Source organism: Hymenobacter jejuensis (assembly GCF_006337165.1).
In the GTDB taxonomy this organism is placed as follows: Bacteria; Bacteroidota; Bacteroidia; order Cytophagales; family Hymenobacteraceae; genus Hymenobacter; species Hymenobacter jejuensis.
In genome coordinates, this window is sequence record NZ_CP040896.1 from 164,302 (window position 1) to 179,039 (window position 14,738).

Below are 14,738 nucleotides of genomic sequence, written 5' to 3' on the forward strand. Positions count from 1 at the left end.
TCAATGAAACACCCCTACTTAGCGAAACTATTGTTTCTGCTACTGTTCCTATGCACTGGCGTCGCTAGTGCTTTCGCCCAAACCGGCACGGTCAGTGGCCGGGTCGTGGACGAGAAGAACCAGGGTTTGCCCGGCGTAACTGTGCTAGTTGAAGGCACGACCATCGGCAACTCCACAAATTCTGATGGCACCTTCTCAATCCAAAATGTTCCGGCCGGACCGCAAACGTTAGCGGTATCGTTTGTGGGTTACACTACCAAACGCCAGCCGGTAACGGTAGTAGCCGGTCAAAATGCCACTGTTGCCATCGCGTTGGCCGAAAACACGACTCTGCTGAATGAAGCAGTAGTAGTAGGCTACGGCACGCAGCGGCGCCAGGACGTAACTGGCTCGCTTACAACAGTTTCCTCCAAGGACTTTGTACAGGGCCAGGTAACCAACCCCGAGCAGTTGATTCAGGGCAAAGCGGCGGGCGTGCAGATTACGACCGGCGGCGGTGCCCCAGGCGCAGCTTCTACCATCCGTATCCGGGGTGGCTCTTCGCTGAACGCCAGCAACGACCCGCTCATCGTAATCGACGGTGTGCCAGTTGATAACACCAGCGTGTCAGGTGCTGCCAACGCGCTGAGCCTTATCAACCCCAACGACATCGACACTTACACGGTGTTGAAAGACGCTTCGGCTACGGCTATCTATGGTTCGCGGGCTTCGAACGGCGTTATCCTGATCACTACCAAGAAAGGTGTCTCGGGCGAAAAGCTGACGGTTAACGTAAACTCACAAACGTCACTATCACGTCGTTACAACTCGGTGCCGGTACTATCGGCCGACCAGTTCCGCTCGACGGTAGAGCAGGTAGCACCTAATCAGGTGAAACTGCTGGGCTCTAGCAAAACCAACTGGCAGGACGAAATTTTCCGTTCGGCCATGACCTATGACAACACCATCAGCCTGACTGGCGCGGTTGGCAAACTGCCCTTCCGCGCTTCGTATGGCAACCTGGAGCAGCAAGGCATCCTGATCACCAACCGCCTCATTCGTAACACTGGTTCGCTGAGCCTGAACCCGGTGTTGCTCGACAACCACCTGCGCGTGAACATGAACGTGAAAGGCTCGTGGATCGACAACAACTTTGCTGATAACGGAGCCGTTGGCTCAGCTATCGCTTTCGACCCAACGCAGCCCGTGCGTAGCGGCAACGAAGGTTTGGGTGGCTACTTTGAGTATCTGCAGAACGCTGGTGGCGCGCCCCAACAAAACGTACCCCGCAACCCGCTAGCGCAGCTCAACCTGACCCGCGACCGCAGCTCGGTAAAGCGTAGCATCGGCAACATCCAGTTGGATTACAGCCTGCACTTCCTGCCTGATTTGCACGCCAACCTCAACTTGGGTTATGACATTACCCGCGGCAACGGCAGCAAGTTTGTCGATCCCAATGCAGCCAGCACGTACTTCAACGTGCCGCTTGACCCCAAAAACACTACCTCGCGTGGTGGCTCGTTCAACCAGTATTCGCAGGACCGCAACAACAAATTGCTGGAAACTTACCTGAACTACACCAAGCAGTTCGGCGGCAACAACCGCGTGGAACTGTTGGCTGGTTATTCGTATCAGGACTTCGTTACCAAAGCCCCTGCTTATGCCACTTACTTGGCCGATGGCGCAGTATTTAAGGCCGCAGCGACCAACCCTTTCCGCACGCAGTACACGATCCTGTCGTTCTACGGCCGGGCCAACGTAACAATCAACGACCGCTACGTATTCACGGGCACGTTGCGTAACGACGCTTCTTCGCGCTTCCCTTCCAGCAACCGCAATGCGCTATTCCCAGCTGCTTCGCTTGCCTGGCGCATCAAAGAAGAGTCTTTCCTGAAAGACAATACTACTTTCTCTGACCTGAAGCTGCGCGTAGGCTACGGCATCACGGGCCAGCAAGACGTAGTGGCCGCTGCCGGCAGCGATTACCCCTACATCCAGCGCTACACGCTGAACACGCCGGTTTCGCAGTACGGTTTCTACGACCCCAAAACCGGTACGTTCACCTATTACACTCCTTACTCGCCTCAGGGCTTCAACAGCAACCTGAAGTGGGAGCAAACGACTACTTACAACGCTGGCTTGGATTATGGCTTCTTGGACGGTCGCTTGAATGGCTCGGTTGACGTATACTATCGCAAGACCAAAGACCTGTTGGCAGTTATTCCAATTCCGTTGGAAACCAACTTCACCAACCAGCTGGTTTCTAACGTGGGCTCGCTCGAAAACAAAGGTGTCGAGTTTAACCTCAACGCTATCCCGGTTCAGGGCGAGCATTGGAACTGGAGCATCAACGCCAACGCCACGTACAACGTGAACAAGATCCTTTCGCTCGGACCGCAGGTACCCGGCTTCAAAGGCATCGAAACCAACAGCGGCGGCTCGGTATCGGGTGGTACCGGCACGACCATTGGCATTTACAGCGTAGGCGCTCCTTCGTCGTCGTTCTATGTCTACAAGCAAGTGTACGACACCAACGGCAAGCCTTTGCAGGATGTGTATGCTGACCTGAATGGCGACGGCGTAATCAACACCAACGACCGCTACCTCTACAAGCAGTCTGCTCCGAAGGTGATCCTGGGCTTCAGCTCCAACGCCAGCTACGACCGCTTGAGCCTCGCTTTCACGCTGCGCAGCAACCTCGACAACTACGTTTACAACAACGTAAACTCGCAAAACGGTAATTATCAGGGCATTCTGGGTTCCAGCAACTTCCTGTCCAACGTGACGCGTGACGCCAATCACACTCAGTTTACCAACACAACCCAGGCGCGTTACTCTTCTGACTACTACATCCAGAACGGTTCTTTCCTGCGTATGGAAAACGTAACGCTGGGATACAATGTGGGCAAGGTCTTTAACGACAAAGGCACCCTGCGCTTGACTGCTGCCGTTCAGAACGCATTTCTGATCACGAAATACACTGGCTTGGATCCGGAGATCTTCAACGGGATCGACAACAACATCTATCCACGGCCGCGCACCTTCACTTTCGGCTTGAACCTGAGCCTCTAGCATCACTATTTATATGAACAAGATACTTCTCCGTCACGTCTCGGTGTTAGCCCTCGCCTCTTCGGCGCTGGTCGTAGCACCCTCGTGCACCAAAGACTTGGATCGTACTCCTACCTACGATCTGAGCACCGCCACTATCTACAAGGATCTAGCTGGTTATCAGGCAGTTGCAGCTAAAGTGTACAGCGGATTTGCAATTACCGGCGGCCAAGGACCTGATGCTACTACAGGTGATATTCAGGGCATTGATCAAGGCACCTCGGATTACATTCGTCAGCTTTGGAGCGCTCAGGAATTGACTACCGACGAAGCCGTAATTGCTTGGGGTGACCCCGGCGTGCAGGACTGGCACAACATGAACTGGACGTCGAGCGGCGTATTGGTTCGGGGCCTCTACAGCCGCATTCTGTACGAAGTAACCCTGTGCAACGGCTTCCTGGCCGAAGCTACTGACTCTAAACTGAGCGACCGCGGCATCTCGGGTGCCGACGCAGCTACTGTGAAGGCCTTCCGGGCTGAGGTACGCTTCCTGCGTGCGCTGGCTTACTACCATGCCCTGGATTTGTACGGCAACGTGCCTTTCTCCACGGAAACTGACCAGATTGGTGGCATTACGCCTCCGAAGCAAATCAAGCGTGCCGATCTTTTCGCCTACATCGAATCGGAGCTGAAGGCTATTGACGCCGACTTGGTAGCACCTGGCCAAAACCTCTATGGCCGCGCCGACAAAGCTGCTGCCTGGGCCTTGCTCGCTCGCCTTTACCTGAACGCTGAAGTATACACCGGCACGGCTCGCTACGCCGACTGCTCCACGTATGCCAAGAAGGTAATTGACAGTGGCGCTTACTCGCTGTCGCCGAAGTATGGCAACCTGTTCCGGACCGACAACTATACTAATAAGGAAATCATCTTCGCCATTGCCTACGACGGCAAGCGCACCCAGACGTACGGTGGCACCACCTTCCTGACGCACGCAGCGGTGTCGGGCACAGCTGATGCCAACTGGAACCCGGCTCGCTACGGCATCGGTGGTGGCTGGGGCGGTATTCGCACCACTACCAAGCTCTACGAGCAGTTTGCAGATACGGCAGCGGATACCCGCGGCAAGTTTGTAACTGGCGGCCAGAGCCGCGATATCGTTTCGCAGACGGATTTCAAATACGGCTACGTGCCGGTGAAATTCAAAAACGTGAGCTCGACCGGCGTCGCTGGCACCGACCCTACGTTTGTAGACACGGACTTCCCCATCTTCCGCTTGGCTGACGTGTACCTGATGTACGCCGAAGCAGCATTGCGCGGCAGCGGCGACCGTACGTTGGCCCTGAACTACGTAAATCTCGTCCGGACGCGTGCCTTCAAAAACACCGCCGCTGGCAATATCACGGCTTCCGATCTCACGCTGGATTTCTTGCTGAATGAGCGCTCACGCGAGATGTTCTGGGAAGCTACCCGTCGCACCGACCTTATCCGCTACGGCCGCTTTACCACTGCGGCCTACCTCTGGCCGTGGAAAGGTGGAGTGGCAGCCGGTGTAGCCGTTCCGGACACCCGCAACCTGTTTCCGATTCCCGCAGCTGATTTGAGCGTGAATTCGAATCTGGTGCAAAACCCTGGGTACTAAGCTTAACTGACGTGTAGCCGGGAACCAGTTACGGCTGGTTCCCGGTTTGCCCAGAGCAATCCATTCTCACCCCCACTCACATCAGCAGACCATGAAAAATTTTACTAAACTGGCGGGGCTTGGCCTTGTTGCCACGTTATTCTTAGCCTCCTGCGATAAGGACGAAGACCGGGCCGTATTGAAGCCCGATGGCAACCTGTCGCTTACGGCATCTGCCGCTACGGCTCCGTTAGTACAAACCAGTGCTTCTACCAAAGCCGTTACGTATTCGTGGAGCCCAGCTTCCTTCGGCTACCAGGCAGCCGTGAAGTACACGCTGCAATTTGATAAGAAGGGCGGCACATTCGCCTCGCCAATCGAAGTAGATGCCGGTAGCGCCACTTCGGTTTCCCTGACCGTAGCCGAGCTGAACAGCATCCTGTTGCGCCTGAAAGTATCGCCCGGGGCTACCGGTAGCGCCGATGTGCGGGTAGCAGCTAGCGTGGGTGCCGCAGTGGCCCCCATGATCTCTCCCGTTACAACCTTTACGGGCACTCCGTACCTGGTATTCATCCAGTACCCTTCTGTGTACGTACCGGGCAACTACCAAGGCTGGGCTCCTGACAAGGCTCCTTTCTTGGCTTCGGTAGCCAACGACAAGACCTACGAAGGCTTCGTCAATTTCAGTGACCCAAGCCCAGAGTTCAAAATCACGCCTGCTCCTAACTGGGATAACGACTTTGGCGCGGCCGTTGTAGACCCTGCTACTACGCCAGGTACCCAAACTGGCACCCTGAAAGCCAAAGGCGATAACTTCAAATTGCCAGCGGCTGGCTATTATCGCCTGAATGTCGATTTAAACTCCCTGAAGTACACGTTTACCAAAACGACGTGGGCGGTAATAGGCGCCGCAACGCCAGGCGGCTGGGACAACGAAACGCCTATGACATTTGACGCTACCAAACAGGTTTGGAAAGTAACACTGGCGCTGAAGGCCGACGAGCTGAAGTTCCGCGCCAACAACGCCTGGGACATCAACCTCGGCGACAACGAACCTGATGGCCAGCCCGATAACGGCGGCAAAAACATCAAAGTAGCCGTTGCTGGCACGTACACCGTTACGCTGGATCTGAGCAAAGGCGCTGGTAACTACAGCTACTCTATCGAAAAATAAGCGTTGTTTTCGCTTATTCTCCATCGCAAAAAAGGCTGCCATATGGCAGCCTTTTTTATTGCTCTACTTAAGAATAAGCTGGCTTCTTCAAATCGCATGGCATCTATATAAATAATTGACAATCAAATTATTACATATATAATCTATAAATACTGTCTTCAGAAAGGGAATACACTAAATTCAGCCGTTGGCACTGGGGCTACGTAGGAAACGCTAGTACATTCTTGCGTGAGCACAGAGAAACGAAAGGGCATTTTTTTGTAACAAAATCTTTTCCGTGTTTCGTTACGGTTAACTGCGAACTTTACTGCCTGTTCCGGGCCCGCCGAGAAACTCGCCTGCCTCAAATCCCATCTCTCATACCTTTCCGATCAAATATGATTCTTATTGCCGATGGCGGCTCAACCAAGAGCAACTGGTGTCAGTTGGATGATGCTGGAAACCGCGTTTACTTCAACACCGAAGGCTACAATCCAGACTTCATCTCAACGGAAGGCATTGCGGCTTCACTGGACAAAAACCTCCCTGATACGCTGCCGCGTGAGCAGGTAAAGGAAGTGTTTTACTACGGCGCTGGCGTTTCGTCGGCGGCTAAAGCGGAGGAAGTTGCGAAGGCCATGCGCCAGATTTTTCCGCAGGCCGAAGTCCATGTCGACCACGACTTGCTGGCCGCCGCGCATGCCCTGCTGGGCACGCAGCCGGGCTTTGCCGCCATCTTGGGCACAGGCACTAACTCCTGCCTCTACGACGGCAAAAAGGTGACCATGAACGTGGATTCGCTGGGCTATTTCCTAGGCGACGAAGGCAGTGGCTCGTTTATTGGCAAACGCCTGCTGCGCGATTATTTGCGCAACCTTCTCCCCGATGGCTTGCAGGATATCTTCAAAGAAACCTACAAGCTCAACCGCGAGGAAATCCTGGATAAGCTGTACAACCAGCCGCTGCCCAATCGCTTCCTGGCCAGCTTCGCCAAGTTTGCCTACGACAACAACAACATCAGCTACTGCCGCCAGATCGTGCTCGAAGGCTTCGAGACTTTCTTCCAGAACATCGTGGCGCATTACCCTAACTACCAGACTTATACCTTCAACTGCATCGGCTCGGTCGGCTATAACTTCCGCGATGCGTTGGCGCAGGTCGCCCACAACCACGGCATGGAAGTCGGTAAGATCATCCGCTCCCCCATCGACGACTTAGTAGCCTACCACGAAACGGCAGGCGGAGTATAAAAATCTAATTAATAAGTGCTTACAAAAAAGGCGACTCACGAAAGTGAGTCGCCTTTTTTGTGGCCGTAAAAGTAGTGCGGCTTAGTGCTGCACTATCAAACGCGTCGTCTGCTGGCGGTTGCCGGCGTTCAGGCGAATTAGGTACACACCATTGCTCAACTCGCTTACGGGCAGCGTCAGGTCATGCTGGCCGGCGCCTTGGCGAGTTACAGGCACAGTGCGCACGGTCGCTCCGAGGAGGTTTTGTACGGTCACAGTCACGGGTGACGCAGCGGTGAGTTCGTAATGCAAAATAGCGGCACTGCCCGCTGGGTTTGGCACGGCTAGCAGTTGCAGGGAGGCGGCGTCAGCGCTGCGCTTGTTGGGCAGCGTTACGCCCGCCGCCCGGTTGATTTTCTTGGACGTCAGTACCCGAAACTCACCCGGTTGCAACGTGATCTGAGCCGTGGCGTCCGTCACGTTGAGCGTGCCGTCGGTGAGGTAATCGTACCACGTACCCGTGCTCTGGAAAGCCGGATTGATGGCCGTGGCCGTTACATCAAAGTTGCCAATGATGGTTACGCTCAAATCGGCATCGCTCAGGTGAATCGACTTCGCGGCACCGGTCAGCTGCTGGGTATACGTCACGGGGTTTTCAAAAACGGGCTGCGTTTTCTTCAACTCAATCAGGCTGCGGTACACGTTGAAGAGGTATTTGCGATTCGCGTCCTGCTGATAGTCCCAACGGATGGGTTTGTTCGACAAGCGGCAATCGTTGTTTACCGTGCCATCGGTGCAGCGATTGATGGTGAAATCATAGCCTAGTTCGCCAAACTGCCACACCAGTTTTGGGCCGGGCACCGTGAAGAAGAACGCTGCCGCCATCGCGTCGCGGGTCAGCGAAGTTTTGGGGTCTTTCACGTTGTAAGGCGGCGCCGTAGCGTTACCATAAGTGATGTTCTTGAAGGTCAGGCGCTCTTCGTCGTGGCTCTCCATGTAGGTAATCAGGTTGGGCTGGGCCCAGCCGCGCTGGCCGTAATAGCCGCTGCTCAAATCGGAGGTGCTCACGTAGCCCATGGTGGCTTCGTTGTAGTTGTAGTTCAGGTTGCCCCACAGCATAAAACCGTAATCAGCCAGTACTTTGCCCTCGCTGTTCTCCGGAAAATGCTCCAGAATCGGGTAGGATTTGGCATCCACGCTCATCAAATGCTGGTAATAATCCTTCCAGATATCAATACGCGACTGGTCGTATGTGCCGTAAGTTGCTTCGGTAGTTTGCCGCTGCGAGAAGCCGCCGGCCAAGTCGAAGCGATAGCCGTCGATCTTGTATTCCTGCAGCCAAAACGACATTACTTGTTTCGTAAAGTACTTAGTATAAGCACTTTCGTGATTGAAGTCGTAGCCCACGTTATACGGGTGCTTGGCATCGACATTGAACCACGGACTGGAGGCCGTGGGCTTGCTGCCATCGAAATATAGCTGCACCATCGGCGACTGGCCAAACGAGTGATTCAGCACCATATCCAGGATTACGGCAATGCCGCGGCGGTGACACTCGTCGATGAAGTGTTTCAAGTCGTCTTTGGTGCCGTAGTATTTGTCGGGCGCGAAGAAGAACGACGGGTTGTACCCCCAGCTTTCGTTGCCTTCAAACTCGTTGATCGGCATCAGCTCGATGGCGTTGATGCCCAGGCGCTGAATGTAGTTGAGCGTGTCGGTCAGGGTTTTGTAATCGTGACGGGCTACAAAATCACGAATCAGCAACTCATAGATAACCAAGTCTTTACGCGTTGGGCGCTGAAAGTTCGTCACTTGCCACTGGTAGGCCGCCTGGTTGGTTTGCAGCACCGACACGTTGCCGGTAGTTTTACCCGTGGGGTACGCCTTCAGGTTGGGATAGACAGTATAGGTGGCCGTATTGATGTACTGATCGTCGGTTGGGCTCAGGATTTTCTCGGTGTACGGATCAGCGATACGTAGCTGACCATCAACCAGATACTGGTAGGCGTATTCCTGACCGGGCGTGAGGTTGTCAAGCTGTATCCACCAGCGGTCGCCTTCGGGCGTGCGCTCGGCGGTATGCTTCATGAAATAAGCATCCGACTGCTGCCAATTGTTGAATTCGCCGATGGCGTACACAAACTGCTTATTCGGCGCCGACAAGCTCAGAATGGCCGACGTCCCGCCGGCCAGATACGTGATGCCGTCTTTCTTGGCACCCGCTGGCAACGGGGCTTCGACCACTGTGGGGCGGGTAAGTACCTGAATCTCAGTGGAAGCCGTAGTAGCGCCGGAAGTAGCCGTAAGGCGCAGCGTGCTGGCGCCAGCCTGCGTAATGGGAACGTTTGCAGTGATGGACGTAGCATTGGCCTGCTGTGCTACCTGCGTGCCGTTCAGAAACAGCGCTAGGTCAGCAGCGGTGGAAGCGGTGCCGGTTACGGTAAGCGAAGCATTCTGGGTAACGTAGAACGGCCCAGCACCCGCCGGACTCGTGAAGCTCAGATTGAACTGATCCTGAGCAACATCCACCAGAATATCGCTGTTGCCGTCGCCTTTGCCTTCGGGCGTGCCCGCTGCACCGCGAAATACCATCGCCAGCTTCAGCACTTTCTCGGTAGAGGAAGCCAGGCCAGGGTAGTACGAGCGCGGGGTAAAGGTGATGCTGTACTTGTGATTGCCCAGCGGAGTCATTTTTTCCTCAGCAATAGGCGCTCCGAAGCTCGTGCCTTTCACGTGCTTCCAATCGGAGTTGTTGGCGCTTAGGTTAGTGATCACGCCCGTCCAGATGTACACGTCGCCGGCGTAGGCCGCTAGTCCGGCGTTGCCTTTGGTGGCGTCGAAAGTAATCGTCACCTGGTCGGTATCACGGAATGGACTCGGCTGAGTAGTAACGACTTGCGCCCAGGCAGCCGGACCCATCAATAATAGTACGGCAAGCAGCCGCCAAGCGCGTTGAAGTGTTTGCATAGAAAAGGAAAAGTGGTGGGGAAAAAGTAGAAACGAGCAAATGGCAGAATGCGACAATAATTGCATCCTTCCAGGTACGAAAGATACGCCGTAAGCTTCAGCTTACCCGAAGCAAGGGTGCATTTTGTTGTAGTTTTGCGGCCCTTCTGAGGCACCTCTTTGGGTGGTGATCAAGGTTACTTTTGGCTTTTTGACTATCTGTATCAGTGCGTGGGTTTGCAGCCTTTTTTCTTGCCTTTCTGCTGGCCATAACTGGCTGGGCCCAACCGTCATCGCACGATTGGGCGGCAGGGCCTGCCTCAGCAGCATTGCCCGACACGGCTTTGCAGCCCCGGCCAACCCAAGCGGCCGACACGCTACGTCTGCTCAACCGGCGCTTGCCCGTCCTCGCCGCTGGGTTGGCGGTAAGCTACACCAGCACCTTATACCTGCTCGGGCAAGGCTGGTATACGGGTGAAAAAGCTAAGTTTCACTGGTTCAATGACTTACCAGAATGGAAACAACTCGATAAAGCGGGCCATTTCTGGGGAGCTTTCCACGAAAGCCGGGGCGCGGTGGACATGCTGCGCTGGGCCGGCATCCCCGACCGCCAAGCCACGTGGTACGGTGGGTTTGTGGGGTTTCTGCTGCAAAGCCCCATCGAACTGCTCGACGGCCGGGACCCGCAATACGGGGCATCGGCTACCGACTTGGCAGCCAATTTCTTAGGGTCCGCGGCCTTGGTCGGGCAGCAGCTGGCTTGGAACGAGGTTCGGCTAATGCCCAAGTATTCGTTTCACACCACGCGCTATGCAAAGCTGCGCCCCAACGTGCTCGGGCGGAGCCTGGGTGAGCAGTACCTCAAAGACTACAACGGCCAGACTTACTGGCTCTGCGCCGATCTGGCGGCGTGGCTCCCGCCGGAAAGCCGCTGGCCCAAGTGGCTACAGCCCGCTGTGGGCTACGGCGCGCAGCAAATGGTATACAACGACCGCGACGCCAACGCCGCGCTGGGCCTACACCCCTACCGCCAGTATTACCTCACTTTCGACGTCAATCTGATGCGCATCCCGACCCGCAGCAAACTCCTGCGGCGCGTATTTTACGTAGCTAGTATTTTCCACCTGCCCGCTCCCGCTCTGGAGTTCAATTCCCGCCGTGGCTTCGTCATGCGTGGCCTTTATTACTGAACTGAGCCACGGATTTCGACTGATTCGGCGGCTGTCACGAACTCTGGGGACGGGGTGCCGAGGCGCTGGTCCTGCTGCTTCCCCGACCTTCTGGAGAAATGCACCTGCGACGTTTCCAAGTCCGTTGACGTTACCTTTACCAACATAGCTCCCATAATTTCCCGATTTATATGAACGTAGGAGACCGAGTTCGCTTACTCACCGGCCGCGAGGAAGGCATCATCACCCGCCTGCTCGACAACGACCTGGTAGAAGTAGCCATCGATAATGATTTTACCATTCCGGTCATGCGCCGCGAAGTGGTTGTGGTAGCGGCCGAGGAGCAAAAAGCTTTCGGCCAAAGTGCCAGCGCCGTAGCGGCCGAAAAGAAAGCCGCTGCTTCGGGCGCCCCCAAAACGGCACCCGCCCCGCAGAAAAAACAAGAAGCTAACGCCACGCCCGAGCCCCCACGGCCTGCGCCGGTAGCGGCCGCCAAAGGTTTGTACTTGGCGCTCGTGCACCAGTCGCCAGAGCTGCTGGCGTTGCAACTGATTAACAACACCGAGTCGGATGTGCTGTTCACTTACGGCGAGGATCAGCAGGAACAATACCGCGGCTTGGCCTCCGATAAGCTCGGCCCGAAAGCCGTGAGCCGCCCGCTCGCGCACCTGCACCTCAAGGATTTCGACCACTGGCCCACGGTGGTCGTGCAGTTGCTTCCCCACCAGGTCAATGGCCACACCGCCTACGAGCTGATCACCAAGCGCACGCAGTTTCGGGCCGCTACTTTTTACAAAAGCCGGCAGGAAGCTCCCGTTTTGAAGCGCGATGCGTATTTATTTCAACTCGATGAGAAACCAGCTGCGCCCGTAGCCATTGCGCCAGAGGCCTTGGCCTCGCAGCTTCAGCAGCAGCTCAGCGGCAATGCGCCCGCCAAGCCCGCCGCCATCGCGCCGGCTCCCGAGCCTGCCAAAGCCATTACGGCGCCGCCTCACGAAGTAGATCTGCACCTCGAAGCCCTACGCCCCGATGCGGCCTCCGAAGAGCCGGCACTCACCAATACCGCCATGCTCAAAATCCAGCTCGATGCGTTTGAGGACGCGCTAAGCCGCGCCTTGGCCACCAACATGCACGAGATCGTCTTTATCCACGGTACCGGCAACGGCACGCTGCGCAAAGAGATCCACAAGCAGCTGAGCCGCAACCGCGACATCAAGTTTTTTGAGGATGCCCGCAAGGAAAAATTCGGCTACGGCGCCACGCTCGTTCGCCTGAAGTAAAGCGCGTTTGATGAAAAAGGTGGGCAAGCTTTGCAGCTTGCCCACCTTTTTGTTTGGTCTGATTTTCAGTTGGCCCGCAGCGATTGTTTCCTCTTTTGCCTGCCATTCCCTCTTTTCTGCTTTCCTGAAGAACATGAAAAAACCGTCACGCAGCAGTGATCGATAAATTCATTTGCGGGTAACTTTTACTCGCTGCACTCCCATGGACAGACTTTTTTGTACTAATGAAATTATTTTATACTGTTTTGGGCCTTATGAACTTTTATAATTAATTCATAAACAATTGATTATCAAATAAATATGAAAACAATTTCTATATGTATTAGACAATAAGCAACCCAAAATGCGCCCTCCTAAAATGCAGCAAAGCTTACTGCTAATCCCCACTTTGCAACCTAATTGCTTTATCTATCTCCTGCGCTTCGTACATGCTTTCTTCTCGTCTTCTGCTTGCCACCGTTTTTGTTTGTTTCAATACCCGGAGCTTTGGCCAGCAAACGCTGCCCGTACCGCTCAATCTGCAAGCCACGTATGCCAAAGGCACCCGCTCGGAGGATGGCAAGCCGGGCCCGAAATATTGGCAGAACACCGCCGACTACAACCTGAAAGTCAACTTCGACCCGGCTACGCGCAAAGTGGCTGGCACTGTGATGATTACGTACGTTAACAACAGTCCCGATTCGTTGCAGCAGATTTGGTTTAAGCTCTATCCCAATCTCTACCAAAACGGCGCCGCGCGGGCTTCGGCCATCAAGGCCACGGACGCCGGCGAAGGCATGCAGATTCAGAAACTCAGCGTCGGTGAAGAAGCTTTCGACGTGGCCAAGCTGCCGATTTCGGGCACTAACATGGCGCTGAAAATCAAGCCGTTGGCCCCAAAGCAATCGGCGCGCATTGCCATCACCTATTCCTACATTCTGAACCAAGGATCGCACACCCGCACCGGCGAAATTGAGCCGGGCGCCGATTTTGTGGCCTACTTCTTCCCACGCGTGGCCGTGTACGACGACATCGACGGCTGGAACAAGTTTGCCTACAACGGCTCGCAGGAGTTCTACAACGACTTCTGCAAGTTCGACGCGGAGATTACCGTGCCGCGCAACTTCGTGGTGTGGGCCACCGGCGACCTGCAAAACACCGAGCAGGTGCTCGCCAAAAAATACGTGAAGCGCCTGCATGACGCTGAGAAAAAAGATGGCATCACGGCCATTATACAAGCCGTTGATTTACAACAACATACCATTACGGCCGCAAACGCTACCAACACCTGGCACTTCACGGCCCAGAACGTAACGGACTTCGTCTTCGCCACTTCCGACCACTACGTGTGGCAGGCCACCAGCCTCGTAGTTGACCCCAAAACCAAGCGCCGCACCCGCGTCGATGCGGTGTACAACCCCAAGCACAAGGACTTTCAGGAGGTCGCGCAGTTTGGGCGCAAAACGGTGGAAGCCATGAGCTATACGTTTCCGAAGTGGCCCTTCCCCTACTCCCACGAAACCGTGTTCGACGGCCTCGACCAGATGGAATACCCGATGATGGTGAACGACAACCCGCTCGACAAGCGCGAGGACGTGATTACGCTCACCGATCACGAGATTTTTCACACGATGTTTCCGTTTTACATGGGCATCAACGAGACGAAATACGGTTGGATGGACGAAGGCTGGGCCACCATCGGCGAGTGGCTGATTTCGCCCCTGATCGAGCCTGGCTACGTGGACGAATACGGTATTGAGCCCTACGCCCGTGCGGCCGCCAGCGAAGTTGACTTGCCCATTACCACGCTCAGCACCCAGCAAACCGGCACTGCGTTTTTCCTCAACTCCTACCCCAAGCCGGGGCTGGGCTACCTCTACGTGAAGGATCTGCTTGGTGATGAGCTATTTACGAAAGCCCTGCACACCTACATTCAGAACTGGAACGGCAAGCACCCCATGCCCTATGACTTCTTCAACTCCATGAACGCCGGGGCCGGCCAAAACCTCAACTGGTTCTGGCAGCGCTGGTTTTTCGACAATGGCTACCCCGATCTGGCCATCGCCAATGTGGTGAAGCAAGGAAGTCAGTACCAAGTGACTGTCGAAGCCAAAGGCACCAAGCCCCTCCCGGTAGATCTAACGGTAACTTTCGCGGATAATTCAACGCAGAAAATCCACCGGAATGTGGGGGTTTGGGAGAAGGGGAATAAGACGGTGGAGGTTAATTTCCCGGCGGAGAAAGTGGTGAAGAAAGTGGTGTTGGGAAGTACGTATGTGCCGGATAATAACAAGAAGAATAATGTGTGGGAGGGGAAGTAGGCATTATCAA

At 55.1% G+C, this 14,738-nt stretch carries 8 protein-coding genes; 7 read left to right on the forward strand and 1 reads right to left on the reverse strand.

Annotated elements, in window-relative coordinates:
• The first annotated feature begins 3 nt into the window (after nt 1-3).
• The 4 genes from FHG12_RS00615 to FHG12_RS00630 all read left to right on the forward strand — a co-directional run bounded on the left by FHG12_RS00615 (nt 4) and on the right by FHG12_RS00630 (nt 7,054).
• On the forward strand, nt 4-3,051 hold the full coding sequence (locus FHG12_RS00615; RefSeq protein WP_139513587.1) for a SusC/RagA family TonB-linked outer membrane protein: 3,048 nt from the start codon (nt 4-6) through the stop codon (nt 3,049-3,051).
• A 13-nt stretch (nt 3,052-3,064) separates the two neighbouring features.
• Complete coding sequence (locus FHG12_RS00620; RefSeq protein WP_139513589.1) at nt 3,065-4,672, forward strand: RagB/SusD family nutrient uptake outer membrane protein; 1,608 nt, start codon at nt 3,065-3,067, stop codon at nt 4,670-4,672.
• 91 nt (nt 4,673-4,763) lie between these two features.
• On the forward strand, nt 4,764-5,825 hold the full coding sequence (locus FHG12_RS00625) for a SusE domain-containing protein (protein ID WP_139513591.1): 1,062 nt from the start codon (nt 4,764-4,766) through the stop codon (nt 5,823-5,825).
• 377 nt (nt 5,826-6,202) lie between these two features.
• Nucleotides 6,203-7,054 (forward strand): N-acetylglucosamine kinase, encoded by an 852-nt coding sequence (locus FHG12_RS00630; RefSeq protein WP_139513593.1) that lies wholly within the window; start codon nt 6,203-6,205, stop codon nt 7,052-7,054.
• A gap of 81 nt (nt 7,055-7,135) precedes the next feature.
• On the opposite strand, the gene FHG12_RS00635 is transcribed toward FHG12_RS00630, so the two are convergent.
• Nucleotides 7,136-10,000 (reverse strand): alpha-amylase family glycosyl hydrolase, encoded by a 2,865-nt coding sequence (locus FHG12_RS00635; protein ID WP_230471237.1) that lies wholly within the window; start codon nt 9,998-10,000, stop codon nt 7,136-7,138.
• A 308-nt stretch (nt 10,001-10,308) separates the two neighbouring features.
• Between FHG12_RS00635 and FHG12_RS00640 the strand changes: the two genes are divergently transcribed.
• The 3 genes from FHG12_RS00640 to FHG12_RS00650 all read left to right on the forward strand — a co-directional run bounded on the left by FHG12_RS00640 (nt 10,309) and on the right by FHG12_RS00650 (nt 14,728).
• On the forward strand, nt 10,309-11,169 hold the full coding sequence (locus FHG12_RS00640) for a YfiM family protein (protein WP_230471238.1): 861 nt from the start codon (nt 10,309-10,311) through the stop codon (nt 11,167-11,169).
• A 170-nt stretch (nt 11,170-11,339) separates the two neighbouring features.
• Nucleotides 11,340-12,428 (forward strand): Smr/MutS family protein, encoded by a 1,089-nt coding sequence (locus FHG12_RS00645; protein WP_139513595.1) that lies wholly within the window; start codon nt 11,340-11,342, stop codon nt 12,426-12,428.
• A 428-nt stretch (nt 12,429-12,856) separates the two neighbouring features.
• Entirely contained in the window at nt 12,857-14,728 is a 1,872-nt protein-coding gene (locus FHG12_RS00650) for a M1 family metallopeptidase (protein ID WP_165699258.1), read from the forward strand.
• Nucleotides 14,729-14,738: the final 10 nt, after the last annotated feature.

Excerpts from the sequence above, each read along its gene's own strand:
- FHG12_RS00615 (WP_139513587.1), top strand. The coding sequence starts at position 4 with ATGAAACACCCCTACTTAGCGAAACTATTGTTTCTGCTACTGTTCCTA.
- FHG12_RS00620 (WP_139513589.1), top strand. The coding sequence starts at position 3,065 with ATGAACAAGATACTTCTCCGTCACGTCTCGGTGTTAGCCCTCGCCTCT.
- FHG12_RS00625 (WP_139513591.1), top strand. The coding sequence starts at position 4,764 with ATGAAAAATTTTACTAAACTGGCGGGGCTTGGCCTTGTTGCCACGTTA.
- FHG12_RS00630 (WP_139513593.1), top strand. The coding sequence starts at position 6,203 with ATGATTCTTATTGCCGATGGCGGCTCAACCAAGAGCAACTGGTGTCAG.
- FHG12_RS00635 (WP_230471237.1), bottom strand. The coding sequence starts at position 10,000 with ATGCAAACACTTCAACGCGCTTGGCGGCTGCTTGCCGTACTATTATTG.
- FHG12_RS00645 (WP_139513595.1), top strand. The coding sequence starts at position 11,340 with ATGAACGTAGGAGACCGAGTTCGCTTACTCACCGGCCGCGAGGAAGGC.
- FHG12_RS00650 (WP_165699258.1), top strand. The coding sequence starts at position 12,857 with ATGCTTTCTTCTCGTCTTCTGCTTGCCACCGTTTTTGTTTGTTTCAAT.